The sequence below is a fragment of the Methanospirillum sp. genome (assembly GCF_035560735.1).
In the GTDB taxonomy this organism is placed as follows: Archaea; Halobacteriota; Methanomicrobia; order Methanomicrobiales; family Methanospirillaceae; genus Methanospirillum.
The window spans coordinates 1-9,131 of the sequence record NZ_DATMYY010000154.1; the positions used below are offsets into that span (position 1 = coordinate 1).

General features: G+C 49.2%; 12 protein-coding genes and 1 pseudogene. 3 read left to right on the top strand and 10 right to left on the bottom strand.

The genetic code is table 11. From position 1 onward, the window contains the following. Nucleotides 1-33: 33 nt before the first annotated feature. Nucleotides 34-240, top strand: a pseudogene (locus tag VN429_RS12540) (tetratricopeptide repeat protein); the annotation flags it as partial. A 235-nt stretch (nt 241-475) separates the two neighbouring features. Further along, a complete protein-coding gene (locus VN429_RS04580; RefSeq protein ID WP_325630285.1) occupies nt 476-802 on the top strand; it encodes a hypothetical protein in 327 nt (108 codons plus the stop codon). 142 nt (nt 803-944) lie between these two features. Here the strand turns inward: VN429_RS04580 and cysE are convergent, their stop codons facing one another. The 10 genes from cysE to VN429_RS04630 form a co-directional block, all read right to left on the bottom strand. Continuing rightward, a complete protein-coding gene (gene cysE / locus VN429_RS04585) occupies nt 945-1,931 on the bottom strand; it encodes a serine O-acetyltransferase (RefSeq protein ID WP_325630287.1) in 987 nt (328 codons plus the stop codon). A gap of 350 nt (nt 1,932-2,281) precedes the next feature. Continuing rightward, nucleotides 2,282-3,304 (bottom strand): tetrahydromethanopterin S-methyltransferase subunit H, encoded by a 1,023-nt coding sequence (gene mtrH / locus VN429_RS04590; protein WP_109969404.1) that lies wholly within the window; start codon nt 3,302-3,304, stop codon nt 2,282-2,284. A 13-nt stretch (nt 3,305-3,317) separates the two neighbouring features. Further along, entirely contained in the window at nt 3,318-4,061 is a 744-nt protein-coding gene (gene mtrA, locus VN429_RS04595; protein WP_325630291.1) for a tetrahydromethanopterin S-methyltransferase subunit A, read from the bottom strand. Continuing rightward, a complete protein-coding gene (locus VN429_RS04600) occupies nt 4,061-4,270 on the bottom strand; it encodes a tetrahydromethanopterin S-methyltransferase subunit F (protein WP_319538822.1) in 210 nt (69 codons plus the stop codon). The genes mtrA (VN429_RS04595) and VN429_RS04600 overlap by 1 nt, the downstream gene beginning before the upstream one ends. Continuing rightward, complete coding sequence (gene mtrA, locus VN429_RS04605) at nt 4,271-5,008, bottom strand: tetrahydromethanopterin S-methyltransferase subunit A (protein ID WP_325630297.1); 738 nt, start codon at nt 5,006-5,008, stop codon at nt 4,271-4,273. A 10-nt stretch (nt 5,009-5,018) separates the two neighbouring features. Next, complete coding sequence (mtrB, locus tag VN429_RS04610; RefSeq protein ID WP_325630299.1) at nt 5,019-5,306, bottom strand: tetrahydromethanopterin S-methyltransferase subunit MtrB; 288 nt, start codon at nt 5,304-5,306, stop codon at nt 5,019-5,021. Then, on the bottom strand, nt 5,306-6,202 hold the full coding sequence (mtrC, locus tag VN429_RS04615; protein ID WP_325630301.1) for a tetrahydromethanopterin S-methyltransferase subunit MtrC: 897 nt from the start codon (nt 6,200-6,202) through the stop codon (nt 5,306-5,308). The genes mtrB and mtrC overlap by 1 nt, the downstream gene beginning before the upstream one ends. A gap of 9 nt (nt 6,203-6,211) precedes the next feature. Next, entirely contained in the window at nt 6,212-7,057 is an 846-nt protein-coding gene (mtrD, locus tag VN429_RS04620) for a tetrahydromethanopterin S-methyltransferase subunit D (RefSeq protein WP_325630303.1), read from the bottom strand. Further along, a complete protein-coding gene (gene mtrE / locus VN429_RS04625; protein ID WP_109969397.1) occupies nt 7,054-7,953 on the bottom strand; it encodes a tetrahydromethanopterin S-methyltransferase subunit E in 900 nt (299 codons plus the stop codon). Before mtrE ends, mtrD begins: the two co-directional genes overlap by 4 nt. A gap of 416 nt (nt 7,954-8,369) precedes the next feature. Next, the gene (locus VN429_RS04630; RefSeq protein WP_325630306.1) at nt 8,370-8,651 is read right to left on the bottom strand and encodes a hypothetical protein; all 282 of its coding nucleotides are present in this window, start codon (nt 8,649-8,651) and stop codon (nt 8,370-8,372) included. 69 nt (nt 8,652-8,720) lie between these two features. Between VN429_RS04630 and VN429_RS04635 the strand changes: the two genes are divergently transcribed. Further along, on the top strand, nt 8,721-9,131 hold a 411-nt coding region (locus VN429_RS04635; RefSeq protein ID WP_325630308.1), incomplete at its 3' end, for a DUF134 domain-containing protein.

Below are 9,131 nucleotides of genomic sequence, written 5' to 3' on the forward strand. Positions count from 1 at the left end.
TCGGTTTCAAAGTCATACCAATCTATGGAGCAAATGTTTCCATCTGTTGTATTAACTCTCATTATAATTTGTTTACTGCTCTCCATCGGGTCCTGCTCTGCTGATAGGACCGCTACACAATGGAATGAAAGAGGGCAGCAATATTACAGTGAAGGAAATTATGATGCTGCAGTGTCTTCCTTCATGAGAGCTATTTCGATCGACCCGATTGTCCCTTCTGTATGGAATAATTTAGGATTTGCATATGGAGCTAAAAATATGCAAAATCAGGCCTGGATTGCATTCAGACGTGCAGTACAACTAAGTGGAGGATATGATAACGGATGGTACAATGTCGGATATGCCTACCATATGACAGACACATCAGGCGATTCGTCCGAAACAACTTATACCGGCCCCGGTTTTGGTAATGGTCATTCCGGCAGGGATTCTGGTTCTGGCAATGACCGTTCCGGTGTAGGTCCCGGTTTTGGTAATGGTTATTCCGGCAGGGATTCTGGTTCTGGTAGTGACCGTTCCAGTACAGGTCCCAGTTCTGGAAGTGGTCATTCCGGTTGGGATTCTGGTTCTGGTAGTGACCGTTCCAGTACAGGTCCCGGTTCTGGAAGTGGTCATTCCGGCAGGGATTCTGGGTTTGGTAGTGACCGTTCCGGCACAAGCTCAGGTTTTGGCAGCGGTTATTCCGGTAGGGATTCTGGTTCTGGTAGTGATCGTTCCGGTACTGGTCCCGATTCTGGCAGTAGTCATTCAGGCGGGAATTTTGGATAAAATCCTGTCGATATTATGGGAGTTTGAAACCTGAATTAAAAAAGATTTTTGAAGTGGAAAGAGAGTGATTGGTTATTGTCCGTGATTTTCTGGATATTACACACACCCAATTATTTCATTACCATTCATCCAACTGAAGGAGGATGGTTCTGGTTTAACATTTCGAGATCATCAGGTTATTTCTCACTTTCAGATTTTTCATTGTAATGAATTAATGAATTCTGGCAGGCTTCAGCTTCCCAAGGGTCATGAATTACTTCTATCTTGACTTCACGAACCCACTCGATGAGTTTAAGCCTGTTTTCTACCTGATTTACCAGGTATTCAAGTAATGGGCATGACTCGGTGTTGAGTGACATTTCCACAACAATATCTTCCTCAGTTATCTTCACTAATTTTATCAGACCTACATCAACAATATTGTGGCCTATCTCAGGATCAATGATCTGCCTGAGTGCTGCCCAGATTTCGGCTTCACGATCTGAGATCGGAGTAGCCGGTGCCTGTTGTCTGATACAAACCAGATCTTTCTCGAGTTTTTGGATCTTCTCCTCAAGTGAACTCTGGCGTTCAAGCATTCTGCTGATAACCCGGAGTGTTGGATCAGGCATTTCATTATCCCTGATATCATCCTGAGTCGGGTGTCTCTTGAGTCCGGCAATTCTTCCTGGAACACCTACAACGGTAGCTCCTGGTGGAACATCTCTGACAACAACAGCACCAGCCCCAACTTTTGCATAATCTCCAAGAGTCACCGGCCCAAGCACTGCAGCACCAGACCCGATAACAACACCTTTTCCAAGAGTCGGATGCCTTTTTACTTTTGCCAGTGTTGTCCCTCCCAGCACTACTCCCATATAGAGCAGAACATCATCGCCCACTTCTGCAGTCTCTCCGATAACTACTCCCATACCATGATCAATAACCACCCGTCTTCCGATGGTAGCTCCAGGATGGATCTCAATGCCTGTAAAAAATCTGGAAATGTGAGAGAGAAACCGTGCAGCAAGCCGGTGTTCTCTGAGCCAGAGACTGTGGGATACCCTGTGAATAGCCAGGGCATGCAGACCCGGATAACAGAACAATATCTCAATTCTACTTCGTGCTGCAGGATCTTTCTGTAGGATGCTTCTGATATCTTCCCTGATTTGTGCACCAATCATTCTTTCATATCCCTATATGGCCCATGAAGAGATGCTCTTCTCTGGAATTCGACACAAATTCCGGTATAATTCTGCCTGTAATATCAGAATGTGCCAGAGGTAGCACTTTAGAGACTAACGCACCAGATGAGTGTTCTACAAGGATCTTATGGTCATTATTAATTCGTGGCATGGGGAACTCCGGTCAGTTCTCCTGGCAACCATTGCCAGGTCCGTCACAATTGTGACTATTAGCGTACTGGTTACCTTGATGTGTGAATAATAATTCGCATCGCGGAAAGAATTACCTCACAGGTCCGTAGGTCTCTATTATGTATACAATGAGACCGGGAATCAAAAAAAGAGCTGGATTATACCAGCTTGTTGATTGGGTGGTTTGGCTCTTTGATGTCGCCACCGAGTTCACGGAGGGTCTCGGCGAGAACGATATCAGTGAATGCCATTGAGGTTGCAGCGGCTTCACAGTTCTCGATTGGACCGAACATAAGCAGATCTGCACCGAGCGTTCCTGCCATAATGTTACATCCGATATCTGGTGCGGACCAGGCTGCCTGACGGATACCCTCAACACCGCCGAAGTGGTGGTGGCCCATCTGTTCAAGCAGTACGCCTGCATCTTTGTACCGGTCAAGAATACCGTTCTTTCTCCAGCGCTTGAGCCAGGTCCAGGAAACGGTCATGTTGTGGTATGCACCACCAGTTGGCAGACCGTGGATTGCCTTGCATGCAAGGATCTCACGGAATGAGCCACCAGAACCAAGACCGAGAGGGGTTGCTGCTGTGTCGAGGATTGGGCGTTTGATACCTGCTTCCTCGGCGATTGCGATCATGGATTTCTCCTGACCTGCAACACCACCATCAGTCAGCACCTTCTCACGACCACGGACACTTGCGTCACCGGGGTTGAATGCGAGAACGATTGCTGCATCGACATCGGACTTCTTGATAGCCTCGATGTTCTCTGGTCCGATTGAACCGTTGATAGAGTTGTAGACTGCACGGTCTGCGATACCGACTTCGGTAACGTACTTGCATGCATGTGCAAGTGCTGAAGGTGCAGAGGAGTCCATCAGGAATGGGAACTCATCATCGATCTCGGTGAACCAGCTGAAGTAGCTCTCAAATGCCTCGCCGTACTCGGCGATGATCTGGCAGAAGTACCAGTTGCCAGTTGCATCGTAGAGCTCAAGACATCTGTTCCAGAGTGCCTCTGCTTTAGCCTTGTCAATCTTACCGGTGTGCTCGTCGAGCACGGTTTCGTGCTTGTTATAGAATATGGATGCACCAAGCACGCGTGGGTATTCTCCAGGCTGTCCTCCGATCTTGTGACCGTTGAAGTCAAGGACCGTCTGTTCCTTCTCAAACATGAACATCTAACATCACCTCTTATTTTGCGATCAAATGAAGCAGTTTTGGCAGTAATTCTGTCACAATGACATATGTCATCAGACCTGCAACGATACCGTACAGAATACCGATATCACGTCCGACCTTGCGGCCGACACGCTGGGTCATTTCTCCGTTAACGAACTCAAGTTTCGTCTCGATAGCATCGAGTTTTGCCTCGATTTCAAGGAACTGTGGGTTTGCGGTGGCTGATACAGCGGCTCCGCCTCCTCCTTCTTCCTTGATCTCAACGACCATTGGTCCGCCTGGGAATACACCTGGGTCACGTGCTGCGAGTTCGTTGATCTTCGCGGAGATAGCGCCGATATCCTCAGCCTCCATGATGTCAACGATCTCAACCTGCTCCTGGAACCGCTTGATATTGTCTGCAGTGAGGTTCTCGATGAACGGAATTGCACCCTTGGAGCCGACGATCTTACCGCCGTTAACTCCGTCTTTGTGCAGAGCGATAAGACTCTGACCAGAAAGGTGACCCTTCACTTCAGTACCGCAGGTCAGGACAAACCTGATGTTCGGGTTTGAAATGACGTTTGCAATTACCTTTTCAAGTCCGAGGTTCTCGGTCTTACAGGATCCGGCGATTGCAGCTCCTGCATTGCAGATTGCCTGCTCGTCAAGGTGTGAACCCATGGTGATAACTGCAACCGGACTTTTTACGTCACCGGTGTGGAAATCACCCTGTACGATTGGCCAGCCAGATGCTGCGTCTCCCTTGTCTGCCATTACAGTACCCCCAGAAGGACTGGAACAACCATCAGAAGTGCTACTGCAAGACCGATGGCAAACCCGATGAGACCGGAGTCCATAGCACCAGATTCGAGTTTGTTTGTTCGTGCAAGGATCTGACCCTTGTATTTGATATCAGAAACCATGGCCTCGATTGCTGCCATTCTGACCGGGCCTGCTGCTGCTTTCTTCTCGTCGTCTGCCATTTATGCCACCCCATGTCCCATAAGAAGGAGTCCGACAATTACAAACGAGACGATGAGACCGATCATCAGACCCTCGACTTTTCCTCCATAGACACCAGCTGCAAATTTGTCCTGGTATCCAATGTCGGTGACGAGCATCTGGATGGTCTTCATCCGGGCGTGAATGAGTGCAACTTCAGCAGACATCGGACGGACTTCTGCCCCTTCCGCGTCGCCACTTCCGCCGCTTTCATCCTTGATCTCAACGATCATTGCCTCAGCGTCAAATGCGCCTGGATCCTTGGCCTTGAGTTCATTGATTTTTGCTGAAATGACGCCGATATCTTCTGCTTCCATGATATCGACCATCTCAACCTGATCCTGGAACCGCTTGATGTTCTCAGCGGAGAGGTTCTCGATGAATGGAATAGCGCCTTTGGATCCGACGATCTTACCGCCGGTGATACCACTCTGGTGCAGAGCGATAAGACTCTGTCCTGAGAGGTGACCCTTGACTTCAGTACCGCAGGTCAGAACGTACCTGATGTTCGGGTTTGAGATGATATTTGCAATAACTTTCTCAAGTCCGAGGTTCTCGGTCTTACAGGATCCGGCAATTGCCGCTCCTGCATTACAGATTGCCTGCTCGTCAAGGTGTGAACCCATGGTCACGACTGCGACCGGGCTCTGGGGATCTCCTGTGTGGAAGTCACCCTGAACAATCGGCCAGCCACTGGCCGGTGATTTTTTGTTTGCCATCTATATCACCTCACTTCAATAAGGCCAGTACGATGACACCTGCCAGCAGAAGTCCGACTGCAAGTCCATACCACAGAGAGGTAATGGCTCCTGCATATACGAGGGACTTCTCACGGTGCGGGAATGACTCAAGGAAGTTACCTTCTCCAGAGAGCATTCCAACGATATCATCAGCAGTCTTGTCCAGTTTGTCAACCTGTGCAATGATGGGTGCGAGTGACTCACCCTGCTGGGAGACAAAACCTGCAAACACGTCACAACCGAGACCAAACTCGGGAAGTACCGGGATCCAGGTCATTACTGGTCACCTCCGACCTCAATGATCGGCTTTGAGTCAAGCCATGCATAGGCGTCACGCTTGGAGAGGTCGATGTAAGTCTTGTAGCAGTAGAACCAGGCGATCAGTGAGATGACCAGGTTTATGACTCCTGCTAAGATTCCAAGGAACACAAGTGAAATGACGGCTACGACGATCATAGAGAGGAATCCACAGGAGAGTGCAAGCATGAGCGTGCGGTCCTGTGACTCATTCGGACCAAGGCAGGCGTTGAATGGGTGCTGGAGTGCGAGTGCACCGAGGAAGAAGATCACTGCGAGTGCTGCACCACCAATGAGGGAGTTTCCGTACTGTGGGATTGCAGTGACAAGGAAAGTCTGTGCTCCACCTGCTGCGGCTCCTGCATTCTCTACTGAAAGAGACATGCTGCCGATGATAAGCTGGTTGAACTCAAACGATCCGGTTGCCATTGATGCAAACCCGAGCATTGTCAATGCACCGACAACTGCGAGTTCCATCAGGGACATGATCATCACAGGGATGTTCATGTTGATGATGTTGTTTGCGGTGTATCCGATGACTGCTCCGAGAATTGCTGCCAGGATTACGGTTACAATCGGCGATGCAATGCCGAACTTGGTACCGACAATCATGGCGATTGCCCCGGAACCGAATGCGATCATACCTGCTGACGGAACACCGGTTCCAAGACCGTAACTGCAGAGGTGCTTGATCGTGTCAGAACCCCACCAGAGGGCGGCGACTGCAGCAATTCCTCCGAAGAAGGAGAATACCGCAATGCCGGTAAGAACATTGAGATAGGTGAGGTATGTGCCTACGACAGCGATGACCAGACCATAGGTCATCAGCTTGTTGTGAGGCATTTTACCTTCTGATGCTTCCATTTTTGCTGTCATGTCTTCTCCTCACATTCCGATGTTGGTCACCAGCAGCAGTGAGATGAGACCACAGAATGCAGATGCAACGGCACAACCGATGATTGCACGGGGAACCCGCTTGAATTTGGGGTCGTGTGGTCCTTCGATGGTACCGGTGATGTTGTATGCTGCGAGCACTGCGTTGACCAGGAAGAATCCAATTGCAAAGATACCTGCAAGTGAGATTGCGAGTGGCTGAATTGCAGTTGCCTGAGCCTTGAGCAGGGTTGTAAGACCAACGCTGTATGCGTCAAGAAGTTCGATGTAGATGATCGTTCCTCCAAGACCAGCGATAAGTCCACCAATTACACCACCAACAAAGGAGATGAATGGCAGGCCGTGTCCCTCAGTTCCCTGGGATTTGTATTCTGGGAAGGTGTCACCAGTGATTGGGTCCTTTGCGATCTTTCCAGATGCTGCAGGAATACCCATGGCAAAGACATAGGTTGCGTTCACCATAAGACAGGTGATTGCCATCATAAGGCCACCGCCGACTGCTCCACCAATTATTGAGAGGAGAAAGTCGCCAGTGGTCTCAAATGCCCATGCTCCACCGAACAGACCGGCAAGACCGGCACCTGCTGCGAGCATTGCCACACCAGTTGCGATACCTGGTGCCTGACCCATTGCTGCCGGTGCTCCACCGACAGGAACGAAGTGAACACCGAATGCAATCAGTGCACCACCGACGATAATCCCGATGAGGGGAATAACGAGGGATGAACCGAGTACAGCGGTGATTCCGATTGAAACCAGAATGATAACAAGACCGACAACGGTTCCGACAGGGTTGATACTGTCGCCACCCGCTGCCTTTCCTCCGAGTGCACTCATGATGAAGTCTCCTCTGGTTCAGTGTATGGTCCGTAGGTCTTGCGTCCCCAGACTTCAATCCAGCGATCAATGAATGTGAAGACCAGAATAAGGACGATTCCTGCGATGACTGCTCCCCATCCGGCGAGTGCCTTCTCAAAGAGAACGGTACGCCAGAGTTCAAGGAACACAATCAGACCAAAACAGATCCCTGATGCCGGACCGGCAAACTTGGTGGTAAACCATCCGTTGTCAAGGGAAGACCGCTGACCTGCTTCTGCATACCGGACAATGTTACCGGATGCAGAGATTGGAACACCAGCTCCGAACTTCTGGTTCTGGTACTGGCGTTCCTTTCCGTAGAACGGGTTTCCTGATGCTGACCCTGCTGCACCAAGCGCTATACCCCAGATAAGACCGAGGAGCGGAAGTGCGAACGGGTGGTGCAACGCTGCCGACATCAGGTAACACACTGCTGTGGTACAAAATATCGCGACAAACGCATGAGCCATCGTCACTGAAGTCAATGACTTCAGAATGTCGATATAGACCGGCTGCTTGAACTTGGCCAGACTTGCGGTACGTCCGAGGTATCCTGATGTACAGTAGATACCCTGAACAAACACCGCAACTATTGAACCAAGGATGATAGCAAGAGCCGGGTTGTAGTTAAGCTGCAAGAAAGCCCAGGCCACTCCAGCTCCAATGGCACACCAAAGCCCGTATGCTGGTGGCTCACCGGAGACTGCCTTGTTGAAGATGCGGTGGATATATCCCATCTGCGGAGCGAGCTGAACCTGTGAGTTCGGGTCACCCTGTGAACCGATATCAGATTCAGTATCTTCCGCAGCACCGGCAACTGTGGCAAGAGCTCCCGCCAATGCAGTAATACCAATGCCTAATACAATCTCTTCCATGTAAACCTATCTCCTGCGTAACTCTGATCAGACACAAGAGTACTCACTATGCAATACCACACACATAGAGCGTTACAATACCGTTGTGGTAATTGCTTAGTTGGTCAGTATTTAGTTAAATGTTTCGAAATCATGTCCCGTTATAAAGAAAATCGGTCCTAAATCTGAAAAAGGGGTGAAATGTGCAGGTTTTCTAATCACTCAATTTGTTCTAACTAAGAAAAAGTGATTCTGCGAGCAATTTATTTTGCTCATCGTGTTTTTGATGTGTCCACGCAGAGAAAAAATGTCAGATTGATATCGATCAATATTTATAGTAGGATGAATTTGGGGAAAATTCTTCCCTCTCTTAGTCGGCAGATCTGCGTTCACGCACTCGCGAGTGGGTCGGCAATAGCGCGGCAGGAAATCGACAATCACCGATAATATCGATCATAGATCGCATCTTCTTCTGTATATGATGAGAATGGGTTGTTGGGCTGCTTGAAATTTGGATCTTCATTTACCGAGAATGGTTTTTTCTCAGTTGTTATCCGGTAGGGTGTCACATTGGGGAAGAGGCCCTGTATCTGATTCCACATTGTCTTTGATGCTGCCTGATACTCCTGAACCTCATTCAGTTTCATTGGGATTGGTGGATACTTCTCTAATGAAATAACAACAAAGATGCAAAAATACCGAACATTACTGGGTTTCATATTTTAATCCCTGTTCGGTTAATTGCCGCAGATGAGTACTAAAAAAACAAGAAGTGACCATATGTGAGCATGGCCGTTGATCCAGATGAATATGAGCTGAATGCTCCACGGCGGGGGAGACCACGGGGAAGGCGGGGACCGATCGGGTGTGGTCCGCTCAAGTGTTATGGCCCTCAGTGCGATATCTGGGATGAAAAACTGCGGGTTTTGCTTCGGCCTGATGAGGTTGAAATATTACGCCTCGTTGATCTGGAGGGGCTTGAGCAGGAAGAAGCTGCCCAGAATCTGGGAATATCCCGAAAAACTCTCTGGAAAGATTTGCATGAAGCCAGAAGAAAGGTTATTGACGCTCTTGTTAATGGAAAAACCATAGAAATTCTGGGATGCTCGCGTCGCAGTGAAGGGATATGTCCCAGAAAGGATGAGACTGTCTGTCCAAAACATGATGGAGGCGTCTGTCCCAGAGGGTATACCATTGAC